The sequence below is a fragment of the Rhizobium sp. BK491 genome (assembly GCF_014194925.1).
Lineage (GTDB): Bacteria > Pseudomonadota > Alphaproteobacteria > Rhizobiales > Rhizobiaceae > Rhizobium.
This window is the reverse complement of sequence record NZ_JACIAR010000002.1, coordinates 781,419-793,371: the sequence shown is the minus strand read 5'-3', so window position 1 is coordinate 793,371 and position 11,953 is coordinate 781,419. Positions and strand designations below refer to the sequence as shown.

Sequence of the window (11,953 nt, the reverse complement as noted above, 5' to 3'; positions counted from 1 at the left end):
GTTTTGATGGACGGAAGAAACAGGGCGCCTCAAAAGCGCCCTTTGTTTTATTCTTCCTCATTGAAATGAGTATCGAAATCTCGATGTCCTTCGAGCACATTCAAAACCTCGAAAACATCCTCAACATAGCGGAAAAAGATTACATACCCACGAAATGCGAAGCTTCGCATATCGTCTCTCAGTTCCGGCCTTAGGCGGCCCATTTGACCGGGTAGGGCCGCAAGACTTGCGCACTTGCGGCGTAGCTCTCCTGTGAATTTCAAAGCGACCTTTGGGCTGCCGCTTTGACGCGTTATAAATACAAGAATATCCAGGATGTTATCCTGAGCGGCGGCTGTATAACGAAGCCGAGGCACTCAATGGCTTTCTTTTGCCAGTTCGGCAGCCTTGGCTTCCAAAGCGGCGCCAAGCTCCTCGTCAGATATATCGCCCCCACGATCGATCGATGCTTCCAGAGTACGCCGTAACGCTGCTATTTTCGCCTCACGCTCCTCTACGAGCCGGAGACCTTCGCGCACAACTTCGCTGGCGGAGCTGTAACGCCCCTCTTCCACGGTTTTCTCAACGAATTTTTCCCAGCGTTCACCGATAGAAACATTCATATGTGTCACCTCCTGCTGCCTCGATGACCCGTCGAATAACAGATAATGCGCTATATATAGCATCAACGGTGGAGAGCGCCAATTACCGGTAGTCAAAACCCTCAATTCACCCTTCGCCTCTTTTTCGCCTCATTTCATCGGTTACAACGTGTTATGTTATTACATAATTGAAAGCCCCGAAATGCCTTTTGATCGTGATCCCTTCGCGTTGTCCCTCATGGGGCGCTCGGCCTTGATGCGCCTGGCCTATGTAGCGGTTGGCATAGCTGTGCTTTGGGCGGCTATCGGCTGGGCGGTGGCGCTGGCATGAACGATCTGATCCGCCTCAACAATCTCACCGTGACCTATGAACGCCATCCGGCCGTTCACCACATCTCGGGCGGCTTTGCCGCCGGTAGCCTGACGGCGATTGCCGGGCCGAACGGTGCCGGCAAGTCGACCTTGCTCAAGGCAATCGTCGGAGAACTGCGGCCGGCGGAAGGCTCGATCGATCGCGGGGCGCTGACGCGCAACGATTTCGGCTATCTGCCGCAAGCGGCCGATATCGTCAGACGCTTTCCGATTTCGGTGGCCGATACTGTCATGCTCGGCGCCTGGAAGAATGCTGGCGCCTTTGGCCGGTTCTCGCGCAACGATGCCGAGCGGGCACAAGAGGCGCTCGGCATCGTCGGACTTTCGGGCTTCGAAAAAAGGCATATCGGCTCGCTTTCAGCGGGCCAGTTCCAGCGCGTGCTGTTCGCGCGGCTACTGCTGCAGGATGCCCGCGTGATTCTCCTGGACGAACCCTTCACCGCGATCGATCAGCGGACAACGCGCGATCTTCTCGAACTCGTGCTGCGATGGAATCGGGAGGGACGCACGGTCATCGCCGTCCTGCACGATTTCGAGCAGGTGCGAAGCTATTTTCCCGAGACACTGCTGATCGCCCGCGAACTCGTGGGATGGGGCAGGACGGAGGATGTCATGAGCCCAAGGAACCTCATCAAGGCGCGCGCCATGGCAGAGCGCTGGGATGAGGAGGCCGCGACATGCCTGCCCGAAGAAGAGCATGACGAAGGCGGCCTCGTGAAGCGGGAGCCGGCCGAATGACCGTCTACGACATCTTCCTCGCACCCTTTGCGGACTACGGCTTCATGCGGCGCGCCCTGATTGCCTGCGTCTGCCTCGGCCTCGGCTCCGGCCCGATCGGCGTCTTTCTGATGCTCCGGCGCATGAGCCTGATGGGCGATGCCATGAGCCATGCCGTCCTGCCTGGTGCCGCTATCGGCTATCTCATTGCCGGCTCTCTTTCGCTGACCGCCATGGGGCTCGGCGGTCTTATCGCCGGCCTTTCGGTGGCGCTGCTGTCCGGCCTCGTCAGCCGCGCGACTGTACTGCAGGAGGATGCGAGCTTTGCCAGCTTCTATCTGACCTCGCTGGCGCTTGGCGTTCTTATCGTGTCGTTGCGTGGCTCCAATATCGATCTGCTGCATGTGCTCTTCGGCACCATTCTCGCAATCGATGCGCCGGCTCTCTACCAGATCGGTGCGATTACGACGGTGACGCTCCTGGCTCTCGCTGTCATCTACCGGCCGCTGGTCGTGGAATGCTTCGACCCCGGTTTCCTGCGTGCCGTCGGCGGGCGCGGGCCGCTCTATCATTTCCTGTTCCTGCTGCTGGTCGTGCTCAATCTCGTCGCCAGCTTCCAGGCGCTCGGCACGCTGATGGCCGTCGGGCTGATGATGCTGCCGGCCGCCGTGGCGCAGCTATGGTCGCGCAGCCTGCCTGCCATGATGATAATCGCGACGGGTACTGCGATGGCGTCGGGTTATATCGGCCTCATCGCCTCCTATCACCTCGAATTTGCCTCCGGCCCGACCATCATCATCACCGCCAGCCTGATCTACGGCTTCTCCATTCTCTTCGCGCCCTCGGGCCTTGCCCGGCGGTTCTTCCCCCGTCCCCATCTCCGGGGCTAATCCGAACAAGGAGACTCGCATGAACAAACAGAGACTGCTTCTCTCGGCGGCATCAGCAGCCTTCGTCGCCTTCGGCGTCGCCGCACCGGCTTCCGCCGAAACCCTCAATGTGGTCGCGTCCTTCACCGTGCTTGCCGATGTGGTCAAGCATGTCGGCGGCGACCATGTGAAGGTCTCGAGCCTCGTCGGCCCGAACGGCGATCCCCATGAATTCGAGCCCTCGCCGGCCGATGCCAAGATGCTGAACGCCGCCAAGGTCGTCTTCGTCAGCGGCGAAGGGCTGGAAGGCTGGATGGACCGGCTGATCAGCGCATCCGGCTACAAGGGAACGCCTGTTGTCGCCTCAGACGGCATCAACACGCGCACCATGGTCGACGACGGCAAGACGGTCACCGATCCGCATGTCTGGAACAGCCCGGTCAATGTGAAGGTCTGGGTCGCCAATATCGAGAAGGCGCTTTCTGCGGCGGATCCGGCCGATGCGGCTGACTTCAAGGCCAATGCCGAGCGCTATACCAAGGTGCTGACCGAGCTTGATGCCTATGCCCACAGCAAGTTCGACAAGATCGCCGACGATCGCCGCAAGGTGCTGACCAGCCATGATGCCTTCGGCTATTTCGGCCGCGAATACAAGGTAAGCTTCCTCTCGCCGCTCGGCGTCTCCACTGAAACGGAAGCATCGGCTGCCGACGTCGCCAAGCTGATCGAGCAGATCAAGACCGAGCATGTGAAGACCTATTTCTTCGAAAACTCGAACGATCCGCGCCTCGTCAAGCAGGTCGCCAAGGCAACCGGCGCCGAGCCTGGCGGTGAGCTCTATGTCGAATCGCTGTCAAAGGCCAACGGACCAGCTTCGACTTACGAAAAAATGTTCCGTTATAACGTTGATCAACTCGCCACAGCCATGGCGAAGTCGAGCTGATCATTCAAGGAGTATGGTCGCAGGCGTACACTGCCTGCGACCACTCACTTAAATGTTGAAATCGAAGACCATCAGGCCGGCCAGACCGCCGTCCGTGGACGAAACGATCCGCTCGCCGACGGCGACATGATCGGGATGCACCAGATAGGCATCGCGCGCCTCGACACTCTCGAAGGTGACGACAAATCCATCGGCGAAGCCACCATGCAGGCCCTCAGGCGAGACGTTCGGCCCATATTTCACGTCAACAATACCCGGAATGACCTTCTGCAAGGCGACGACGGAGTCGAAGAGCGCCGCCTTCTCGTCCTGTGTCAGGGCGGACTTGAGTCTAAGAAAAACGCAATGCAAGATCATAATGCAATCTCCCTGGAAGTCGGCGGCAGCATAGAGGGAAAGGGCAACCGGGCAAGGCATCAATTCGCGAACATTGCGTTCCGGCAGCCAAGCGAATGGCAACGCGTTCAGCTCGAATCACAGCTCACGCTGACAAATGGGCTTTGGCTGTGGCAGTGATTTCGCGTGTCAATTCCGCAAGCCGGTCGGCTGCGAGACGATTCACCTGCCAATATAATGGAATGTCCAGCGGCGTGTCGGGGATCAGCTCGACCAAGCGTCCGGCCTCCAGATGCTCCCGCACAAGCTGGATGGGATTCATGCCCCATCCCATGCCCGCAAGACAGGCATCCACGAAGCCTTGGGTCGAAGGCAGCCAGTGGCTCGGATAGGCAAAATCCTCTCCGAATGTCTGGCGTATCCAGCGGCTTTGAAGCCTGTCCTTCTGGTTGAAGGTCAGGGCTGGCGCGTTCTGGATCGCTTCCGGGGTAACACCTTTTGAAAAATGCCGGGCAATGAAAGCGGGGCTTGCCGTCGCATGGTAGCGAAGCGCGCCGAGGGACATACGCCGGCAGCCTTGAATTGGCTTTTCCAGGCCGGTGACGGCCGCGATCACCCGCCCCCGCTGCAGCCATTCGGCCGTATGATCCTGGTCGTCGATGGCGATATTCAGCAGATAGGAAGAGCGTTTGGCAAAACCGGATATGGCATCCACGAACCACGTCCCGAGACTATCGGCATTCGTGGCAATGTGAAGTGTGACCCTTTGTTTGGGCTCGCCGGGATCGACGAGCGCCGGCAAACGTCCGAACAGCTCGTCTTCCAGCATGCCGACATTCTCCATATGGCGGCAGAGCCATTCGCCCTTTTCCGTCGCGGTGCAGGGATTGCCCCTGACGATCAGGACGATGCCCAGGCGTTCTTCAAGCTGCTTCACCCGCTGCGAGACGGCCGAAGGCGTGACGTTGAGAATGGCTGCCGCCTTTTCGAAGCTGCCGGTCTGGACGACCATGGAAACGGCACGGAGAGCGGAATAGTCGAGCATAGATTAGTTTTTCTTAATCAGGGTTAGCAGCATTAAGTAGCCTAAATCTTCATATGCGGATACCGGAAATGCTCATTCGTTTTGGAGCATTTCGCTAGAGCCTTTCGTTCTTGCGCAATTCCGGACGGAAAACCGCTTCGCACTTTTCCTGGAATTGCTCTGAGCATGAATTTTTCGAACTATCTAACCGGCCTGATGATGGGGCTCAGCCTGATTGTCGCGATCGGCGCGCAAAACGCCTTCGTCCTGCGTCAGGGCCTTCGCAACGAGCATGTATTCGCTGTGTGCCTCGCATGCGCGCTCTCCGATGCAGCGCTCATCATCCTCGGGGTGACGAGCTTCCGCCAGATCTCCGCGCTGCTGCCCTGGCTCGATCCAGTCATGCGCTATGCAGGAGCGGCCTTCCTGATCTGGTACGGAGCCAAGAGCCTCTGCTCCGCCTTTCTTTCGTCCGCGGTGCTGGCCGCCGGAGAGGCGAAATCATCAAGCTTCCGGCAGACGCTCGCTATGTGCCTCGCGCTCACCTGGCTCAACCCGCATGTCTATCTCGATACTGTCGTATTGCTTGGCACGATCTCGACCCGGTTTCCGGGGAACGAGGCTTCATTTGCAGCGGGTGCCATGACGGGCTCCTTTCTGTTCTTCTTTTCGCTCGGCTTTGGCGCGAGGTGGCTGAGGCCGATCTTCGCGAAACCCGCGTCCTGGCGCATTCTGGAAACGCTCATTGCTCTTACGATGTGGATGATCGCCACCAAGCTGCTGCGCGGAGTATGATTTCTGCGGCATATTCATGGACAGTCACACGACGCTCAGCGTAGGACGATTTCAGCTTCTGCTTTTCGAGCGCTATCGCGGGTCGAAGCCTGACAGAGAAGGAAACAATCGTGACACTCTTTACCGGCCTTTCGGCCTTTCCGATTACCCCCACCGATGCTTCCGGACACGTTGATATTGTAGTGCTCGCCCGCCTGCTCGAACGCATCCAACTGGCGGGCGTTGATTCCATCGGGTTGCTCGGCAGTACCGGCGGTTACGCCTTCCTGTCACGCGATGAGCGCCGGCGGGCCGTACAGACGGCAATGACAAGCGTCGGCGGCAAGATCCCCGTCATCGTTGGGGTTGGAGCGCTGCGAACCGACGAAGCTCAGGTATTGGCGCGTGATGCCAAGACGGCTGGCGCAGATGGGCTGCTGCTGGCCCCCATGTCCTATACACCACTCACGGAGGAAGAGGTCTACCAGCACTTCATCTCAGTCGCGGATGCGGGCGATCTGCCGCTCTGCATCTACAACAATCCCGGCACGACGAAATTCACATTCAGTCATGCGCTGATTACGCGGCTAGCAAAAGTGGCGAATATCACGGCGGTGAAGATGCCGTTGCCGCCGGAGAACGATTTCAAGGGAGAGATGGCACTTCTGCGCGAGGAAACGCCAAAGGATTTCTCCATTGGCTATAGCGGCGACTGGGGAGCGGCGGCCGGACTGCTAGCCGGTGCCGACGCCTGGTACAGCGTCGTCGCCGGCCTTCTGCCCGTCGAAGCGCTGGCGCTCACAAGGGCGGCCCAAGCAGGCAACACCGCCGAAGCCGAACGGCTCGATCAGAAATTCCAGCCGCTATGGAGCCTGTTCAAAGAGTTCGGCAGCTTCCGCGTTATGTATGCGATTGCGGAAGCGCTCGATCTTTGCAGGATCGATCCGCCGCGCCCGATCCTGCCTTTACCCGCCGCCGAAAAGCTGAAAGTAAGAAGCGCGCTCGATCACATTCTGATGTGATCGAGTCCTGTGCGACGCGGCAATCTCTGCCTTATATCCGCGCCTCTAGGGGTATCCACTCGATGACTCTCGCCGGGATTGCGGCGGAATCGTCATCTGCTTTGTTGCCGGCCTTCCAGATGCCATTTTTCAGCGCGAAGGGTTCTTTCACGAAGGCAAATTGATCAAAAACTTTCAATCGGTTCCGGGGATGGCATGAAGAAACCGATAGCCGCCGCGATCCTGTGCGTCTGCCTTGTCGCAGGAACACTCTATGCCACTGCTGGTGGCAACTATCCACCTCTCAAGGATGGTGATCTGATTTTTCAGACATCGACCAGCGACCAATCAAGCGCCATCATATTCGCGACCGGTTCAGCCTTTTCGCATATGGGCATCATAAAGAATGAGCATGGCGTTATCACGGTCATCGAGGCCGCAGCAAAGGTCAGGGAAACGCCCCTACACGCTTGGGTAAATCGCGGTCTGCTGAAGCGGGTTGCGATCTATCGTGATCAACGCCTCACGCCTGAAATAGCTCGGCAACTCCTATCCTATTCCAGCACGCTTTACGGCAAACCCTACGACCTCTTCTTCTCCTTCAACAACGACGCGATCTACTGCAGCGAATTGCCCTATCTCGCTTACAAGGCCGTAGGTATGGAGATCGGCAAGGTGCAGAAAATATCGGAGCTGAACATCAACAATATGCTTGTCAGAAAGCTGGTCCAGTCACGATGGAAGCGTGACAGCGAATGCACGGAGCGCGATTTTGATTTCGATCAGTGCTACCGATATATTCTCAACCAGAGCCTGGTCACTCCGGTCAGTATCGCCAATGATCCAAGTCTCAAGATGATCTATTCGAACTATCCGCTTTGATGGCTATGAGCGTGAAAGTCGTCCCGTCCGCTCCGGTCACAGCCAGCATCAAGTCGCACTGAAGCCCTCATGATAGTCGACGCGTCCCGAGAGCACGGCGCCCCCATTCAAGACCAGCCTCATGAAATATTCGGCAGGTACTCCATTGAGTACCAGGCCGGGATCATTGTCGAAACCGAAACGCTTGTAGTAATCCGGATCACCAAGAACGACGCAGCCTCTGGCATCTATCTTCGTCAGACGCGAAAGACCTTCGCGAACAAGCGCACTGCCAATGCCGTGTTTCTGGCGACTAGGCGTCACCGAGAGCGGGCCAAGCCCGTACCAGCCGCAATCTTTTCCATCGATCGTAACAGACGAGAAAGCGATATGTCCGAGGACTTCTCCATCCTCGATCGCGACGAGGGAAATCGTCAGCGCCCCGGCGTTGCGAATAGCATCGACGATTTGCGCTTCGGTTTGACTGCTGTGCTCGATCGAGGCGAAGGCCATCTTCGTTATACGGCGAATCGCTTCCGCGTCTCTCGGCTGCTCTGAGCGGATTTCCATTTTTCATCTCCCGTCGGTTGGCAATTCCGTACTTGCAGACGCGTAGGCGGCTGTGCACTTGCGAGCGGGAACGGAGGATATAAGAGATTTATTTCCGCTTAAACGGCTCCATGCCCTTGCGCGCCAGCTCGTCGGCGCGCTCATTCTCCGGGTGCCCGGCATGGCCCTTGACCCAGTGCAGCGTCACCTTGTGCCTGTTATAGGCCTCGTCCAGCGCCTGCCAGAGCTCGGCATTCTTTACCGGTTTCTTGTCCGCTGTCTTCCAGCCGTTCTTCTTCCAGCCGAAGATCCACTTGGTGATGCCATCCTTGACGTAGACGCTGTCGGTATAGAGATCGACCTCGCATGGGCTCTTCAGGGCGCCGAGTGCGGAGATCGCCGCCATCAGCTCCATGCGGTTGTTGGTCGTCTCCGCCTCGCCGCCGGAGAGTTCCTTTTCCACCTCGCCATAGCGAAGCACCGCGCCCCAGCCACCGGGGCCGGGATTGCCCGAGCAGGCACCGTCGGTAAAAATATCGACGTGCTTCATGCCTTCAGCCCGTATTCGGCAGCGGAGGCGATCTGGCGATGGAAGCGCAGCTTGCGCAGATATTCGATTGGGTCCTTCTTGGTGACGAGAGCGCCGGCGGGCGTCGTAAGCCAATCATAGAGCCGCGTCAGGAAGAAGCGCAGCGCCGAACCGCGGGCCAGCGTCGGCAGGGCGGCGATTTCTGTTACACTCAGGGGCCGCACGCTCTGATAGCCCTCCAGCAGCGCCATGCCCTTGGTGATGTTGTAGGCATGATCCTTCTCGAAGCACCAGGCATTGAGGCAGATCGAGACGTCATAGGCGAGCTGATCGTTGCAGGCGAAATAGAAATCGATCAGACCAGACAGCATGTCGCCCAGGAAGAAGACGTTGTCCGGGAAGAGATCGGCATGGATGACACCCTCGGGCAGGTTCTTCGGCCAATGCTTTGCTAGGAAATCGAGTTCGCTGCGGATTTCGTTCTGCAGACCGGCTTCGACTTCGTCGGCGCGTGCCTCGGATTTTTCCCAGAGCGTCTGCCAGCCCTCGAGGGATAGCGCATTCGGACGGCGGATATCGAAGCCCTCGCCAGCAATGTGCATGGCGGCCAGCGCCTTGCCGACTTCGCGGCAATGATGCGCTTCGGGCTTGCGCAGCCACATGCCCTCAAGGAAAGAGATCAGGGCGGCAGGGCGGCCGGAGAGATGGCCGAGCAATTCGCTGTCACGGCGGGGCAGCGGCAGCGGGCAGGACAGGCCGCGGCTTGCCAGATGCTGCATCAGCCCCAGGAAGAACGGCAGGTCGCCTTTGTCGACGCGCTTTTCATAGAGCGTCAGGATCAGCGGATCGCGGCTGGTATGCAGCAGGAAGTTCGAATTCTCGACGCCTTCGGCAATGCCCTTGTAAGAGAGCAACTCGCCGACATCATATTCGGTCAGGAACCACTTCAAATCGTCTTCGGTAATATCGGTATAAACGGCCACGAAACAGTCCTGAACTTGAGCGCCTTGGGTCGGCTATTCGCCGTTGACGAAAGCCATGTCTGCTGTCGTCAGCTCTATACTGCGAAGCTCGCGATTGACGAGGAAATTCTCCGTTTCCTTCACAGTTTCAGCGAGTTCCACCACGGCATTATAGCGAGCGCGGAAAGCTTCGATGATCTCGTTGACGATGACTTCTGGCGCAGATGCACCAGCCGAGAGGCCAACCGTCTGGATATCGCCGATATTGTCCCAATCGATCTCGGCCGCGCGCTGGACGAGAACGGATTTCTTCGCTCCTGCTCGGAGCGCCACTTCGACGAGACGCTTGGAATTGGAGGAATTGGGCGCGCCGACGACGATGAAGAGATCGCAGCCCGGAGCGGCTTCCTTCACTACTTCCTGGCGGTTCGTCGTGGCGTAGCAGATCGAATCGGCAGCCGGTGCCGTGAGATTGGGGAAGCGCTCCTGCAACCGCGCGATGACGCCGGCGGTATCGTCAACCGAGAGCGTCGTCTGCGTCACGAAACCGAGATTATCGGGATCGGCAGGCTCGTAGACATCGGCATCCTCGACCGTCTCGATCAATGACACGGCGCCTTCGGGCAGCTGGCCCATCGTGCCGATCACTTCCGGATGGCCGGCATGTCCGATCAGGATGACATGGCGGCCGAGACGATTGTGGCGCATGGCCTGCTTGTGCACCTTTGAGACCAGCGGACAGGTGGCATCGAGATAGAAGAGATTGCGCGCATCGGCATCGGCCGGCACGGACTTCGGCACGCCATGCGCGGAGAAGACGACGGGCTGGGCGCGATGTTCGGCCGGGATTTCATCCAGCTCCTCGACGAAGATGGCGCCCTTGGCCTCCAGCCCCTCGACGACATAGCGGTTATGGACGATCTCGTGGCGGACATAAACCGGCGCGCCATAGGCCTTCAGTGCCAGAACGACGATCTGAATGGCGCGGTCGACGCCGGCGCAGAAGCCGCGCGGCCCGCAGAGCCGGATGGTCAGGTCAGGTTTGGAAACAGCTATGTTCATATCTCTTCCGAAATGCGCGACGATGGCTGAGCCATAGATAGGGCTGCCCTGCCGCCTGCTCCATTCAGTCCGCATGATCTTATCTAAAAACCGCTGCGCACTTTTTGGGATCATGCTCTAGCCGAATATTCCATCGAAATGAAGCTATTCTATTGCATGCCTCTATTGTCGGGGCGCGTCCGGATGGCGCTTGCGCCACCAGGATATGGCGACGATCGCTGCCAGCGCCGCTGCCAGCCCATACCAGGTCACCGCATATTGCAGGTGATTGTTCGGCAGATCGATGATGGTGACGCCGCCGATCGGCAGACCTGCCGGATTGGGCGTCTTGTCGGCGTCGATGAAGAAGGACAGCACCTTGTCCTTCGGCAGGCCGACGCTGGAGGCCATGGCGTCCAGATCCTTCCAGAAGAAGATGTTCTTGCCGAGATCATTGTCCGGCATGCCGTCGGGCCGGTCCACGAGTTTTGCCCGAGCGAGGCCGATAACGGTCTGTTCACCCGTCAATTCACCCTGTTTGCGCCTTTCGGGGTCCTTCGCCTCGGTGGGAACGAAGCCTCGATTGACGAAAATAAAGCGGCCATCGTTGAGCTGCAAAGGCGTGTAGATGTGATAGCCGGGATCGCCATCGTGGGTGGCGAGGAAATGCCGCTCCTTATCGTTGAGGTAATGACCAGTCGCCGTGACGACGCGATACTCAATGTCGCCGCCGGATGCCGCCATGGCCTCGATCGCCGACAAAGGTATGGCGGGTGCATCCTTGCGCGCGGCGATATCGGCCAGCAGGCCTTCCTTCCACTGCAGTCGCTCGACCTGCCAGGTGCCGAGCCCGATCAGGATGACGAAGGCAACGAGCAGAAGCAGTGCCTTGGCGATCTGCCGCAAGGGATCGGCGCGGCGCACAGGCACTGCGGACTCAGTCACGGTGGACGCGCCCTTCGGCTGCATTATTGCGATATTGCAGGGCGATCAGGATGCCTTTGCACCAGCGCAGGGACAATAGCGAAAGAATGATCGTCAGCGGGGCGAACAGTACTATGTAGACCCAGATCGGCGGCGCATAATTGATCTGCATCCACAAGACCGAACCGATGATGATGCAACCGACGATCAGGATTACGAAGACCGCAGGGCCATCACCTGCATCGGCGAAGGCGTAATCGAGATCGCAGGCGGCACAGCGCGGCTTGAGCGACAATAATCCGTCGAAGAGCTTGCCCTGGCCGCAACGCGGACAACATCCCTGTATGCCGACCTTGAACGGATCGACGGGTGCAAAGAGAGCGCTGTCGCTATGGGATGTCTTGTCCGGCGTCTTGTCTTGCTCTGAGGTCAAAGTTCTGTCTCGATCAGTCTGCCATTGCGGGCTAACC

General features: G+C 58.6%; 17 protein-coding genes. 7 read left to right on the top strand and 10 right to left on the bottom strand.

What is annotated here, in order from left to right; translation table 11 throughout:
* Positions 1-47: 47 nt before the first annotated feature.
* Positions 48-356: a type II toxin-antitoxin system RelE/ParE family toxin gene (locus FHX05_RS11725; RefSeq protein WP_112605897.1), complete on the bottom strand. Its 309-nt coding sequence runs from the start codon at positions 354-356 to the stop codon at positions 48-50.
* The gene (locus FHX05_RS11720) at positions 357-602 is read right to left on the bottom strand and encodes a type II toxin-antitoxin system ParD family antitoxin (protein WP_112605900.1); all 246 of its coding nucleotides are present in this window, start codon (positions 600-602) and stop codon (positions 357-359) included. It abuts the gene before it with no gap.
* A gap of 181 nt (positions 603-783) precedes the next feature.
* On the opposite strand from FHX05_RS11720, the gene FHX05_RS30760 reads away from it, so the two are divergent.
* The 4 genes from FHX05_RS30760 to FHX05_RS11705 are packed head-to-tail and all read left to right on the top strand — an operon-like array spanning position 784 to position 3,482.
* On the top strand, positions 784-912 hold the full coding sequence (locus tag FHX05_RS30760; protein ID WP_281411851.1) for a hypothetical protein: 129 nt from the start codon (positions 784-786) through the stop codon (positions 910-912).
* Positions 909-1,691 carry an ABC transporter ATP-binding protein gene (locus tag FHX05_RS11715; protein ID WP_183871805.1) on the top strand — a complete coding sequence of 261 codons (783 nt, stop codon included), beginning with the start codon at positions 909-911 and terminating at the stop codon, positions 1,689-1,691. The genes FHX05_RS30760 and FHX05_RS11715 overlap by 4 nt, the downstream gene beginning before the upstream one ends.
* Positions 1,688-2,560 (top strand): metal ABC transporter permease, encoded by an 873-nt coding sequence (locus FHX05_RS11710; RefSeq protein WP_112605906.1) that lies wholly within the window; start codon positions 1,688-1,690, stop codon positions 2,558-2,560. The genes FHX05_RS11715 and FHX05_RS11710 overlap by 4 nt, the downstream gene beginning before the upstream one ends.
* A gap of 19 nt (positions 2,561-2,579) precedes the next feature.
* Complete coding sequence (locus tag FHX05_RS11705) at positions 2,580-3,482, top strand: zinc ABC transporter substrate-binding protein (RefSeq protein ID WP_183871803.1); 903 nt, start codon at positions 2,580-2,582, stop codon at positions 3,480-3,482.
* 48 nt (positions 3,483-3,530) lie between these two features.
* Here FHX05_RS11705 and FHX05_RS11700 read toward each other — a convergent pair whose 3' ends face one another.
* Together FHX05_RS11700 and FHX05_RS11695 are read right to left on the bottom strand one after the other, a co-directional pair.
* Positions 3,531-3,839: a Dabb family protein gene (locus tag FHX05_RS11700; protein ID WP_132716019.1), complete on the bottom strand. Its 309-nt coding sequence runs from the start codon at positions 3,837-3,839 to the stop codon at positions 3,531-3,533.
* 124 nt (positions 3,840-3,963) lie between these two features.
* Positions 3,964-4,863, bottom strand: coding sequence for a LysR family transcriptional regulator ArgP (locus FHX05_RS11695; protein WP_183871801.1), 900 nt, complete (start codon positions 4,861-4,863; stop codon positions 3,964-3,966).
* Between the two features lie 165 nt (positions 4,864-5,028).
* Here FHX05_RS11695 and FHX05_RS11690 point away from each other — a divergent pair, with 165 nt between their 5' ends.
* The 3 genes from FHX05_RS11690 to FHX05_RS11680 all read left to right on the top strand — a co-directional run bounded on the left by FHX05_RS11690 (position 5,029) and on the right by FHX05_RS11680 (position 7,499).
* Positions 5,029-5,637: a LysE/ArgO family amino acid transporter gene (locus tag FHX05_RS11690; RefSeq protein WP_183871799.1), complete on the top strand. Its 609-nt coding sequence runs from the start codon at positions 5,029-5,031 to the stop codon at positions 5,635-5,637.
* A 110-nt stretch (positions 5,638-5,747) separates the two neighbouring features.
* The gene (locus FHX05_RS11685) at positions 5,748-6,638 is read left to right on the top strand and encodes a dihydrodipicolinate synthase family protein (RefSeq protein ID WP_183871797.1); all 891 of its coding nucleotides are present in this window, start codon (positions 5,748-5,750) and stop codon (positions 6,636-6,638) included.
* 195 nt (positions 6,639-6,833) lie between these two features.
* The gene (locus tag FHX05_RS11680; protein WP_183871795.1) at positions 6,834-7,499 is read left to right on the top strand and encodes a YiiX/YebB-like N1pC/P60 family cysteine hydrolase; all 666 of its coding nucleotides are present in this window, start codon (positions 6,834-6,836) and stop codon (positions 7,497-7,499) included.
* Between the two features lie 48 nt (positions 7,500-7,547).
* On the opposite strand, the gene FHX05_RS11675 is transcribed toward FHX05_RS11680, so the two are convergent.
* The 6 genes from FHX05_RS11675 to FHX05_RS11650 all read right to left on the bottom strand — a co-directional run bounded on the left by FHX05_RS11675 (position 7,548) and on the right by FHX05_RS11650 (position 11,916).
* A complete protein-coding gene (locus FHX05_RS11675) occupies positions 7,548-8,048 on the bottom strand; it encodes an N-acetyltransferase (RefSeq protein ID WP_183871793.1) in 501 nt (166 codons plus the stop codon).
* Positions 8,049-8,136: 88 nt separating this feature from the next.
* A complete protein-coding gene (gene rnhA / locus FHX05_RS11670; protein WP_095434161.1) occupies positions 8,137-8,577 on the bottom strand; it encodes a ribonuclease HI in 441 nt (146 codons plus the stop codon).
* Positions 8,574-9,539: a homoserine kinase gene (locus tag FHX05_RS11665; protein ID WP_183871791.1), complete on the bottom strand. Its 966-nt coding sequence runs from the start codon at positions 9,537-9,539 to the stop codon at positions 8,574-8,576. The genes rnhA and FHX05_RS11665 overlap by 4 nt, the downstream gene beginning before the upstream one ends.
* Positions 9,540-9,572: 33 nt before the next feature.
* Complete coding sequence (ispH, locus tag FHX05_RS11660) at positions 9,573-10,580, bottom strand: 4-hydroxy-3-methylbut-2-enyl diphosphate reductase (RefSeq protein ID WP_183871789.1); 1,008 nt, start codon at positions 10,578-10,580, stop codon at positions 9,573-9,575.
* A gap of 162 nt (positions 10,581-10,742) precedes the next feature.
* Positions 10,743-11,504: an SURF1 family protein gene (locus FHX05_RS11655; RefSeq protein WP_183871787.1), complete on the bottom strand. Its 762-nt coding sequence runs from the start codon at positions 11,502-11,504 to the stop codon at positions 10,743-10,745.
* A complete protein-coding gene (locus FHX05_RS11650; protein WP_183871785.1) occupies positions 11,497-11,916 on the bottom strand; it encodes a DUF983 domain-containing protein in 420 nt (139 codons plus the stop codon). Before FHX05_RS11650 ends, FHX05_RS11655 begins: the two co-directional genes overlap by 8 nt.
* Positions 11,917-11,953 lie beyond the last annotated feature (37 nt).

Bases quoted from the DNA above. Each gene is read 5' to 3' on its own strand.
- rnhA (WP_095434161.1), bottom strand. From the start codon at position 8,577: ATGAAGCACGTCGATATTTTTACCGACGGTGCCTGCTCGGGCAATCCC.
- FHX05_RS11710 (WP_112605906.1), top strand. From the start codon at position 1,688: ATGACCGTCTACGACATCTTCCTCGCACCCTTTGCGGACTACGGCTTC.
- FHX05_RS11700 (WP_132716019.1), bottom strand. From the start codon at position 3,839: ATGATCTTGCATTGCGTTTTTCTTAGACTCAAGTCCGCCCTGACACAG.
- FHX05_RS30760 (WP_281411851.1), top strand. From the start codon at position 784: ATGCCTTTTGATCGTGATCCCTTCGCGTTGTCCCTCATGGGGCGCTCG.
- FHX05_RS11675 (WP_183871793.1), bottom strand. From the start codon at position 8,048: ATGGAAATCCGCTCAGAGCAGCCGAGAGACGCGGAAGCGATTCGCCGT.
- FHX05_RS11715 (WP_183871805.1), top strand. From the start codon at position 909: ATGAACGATCTGATCCGCCTCAACAATCTCACCGTGACCTATGAACGC.
- FHX05_RS11695 (WP_183871801.1), bottom strand. From the start codon at position 4,863: ATGCTCGACTATTCCGCTCTCCGTGCCGTTTCCATGGTCGTCCAGACC.
- FHX05_RS11720 (WP_112605900.1), bottom strand. From the start codon at position 602: ATGAATGTTTCTATCGGTGAACGCTGGGAAAAATTCGTTGAGAAAACC.
- FHX05_RS11705 (WP_183871803.1), top strand. From the start codon at position 2,580: ATGAACAAACAGAGACTGCTTCTCTCGGCGGCATCAGCAGCCTTCGTC.
- FHX05_RS11680 (WP_183871795.1), top strand. From the start codon at position 6,834: ATGAAGAAACCGATAGCCGCCGCGATCCTGTGCGTCTGCCTTGTCGCA.
- ispH (WP_183871789.1), bottom strand. From the start codon at position 10,580: ATGAACATAGCTGTTTCCAAACCTGACCTGACCATCCGGCTCTGCGGG.
- FHX05_RS11690 (WP_183871799.1), top strand. From the start codon at position 5,029: ATGAATTTTTCGAACTATCTAACCGGCCTGATGATGGGGCTCAGCCTG.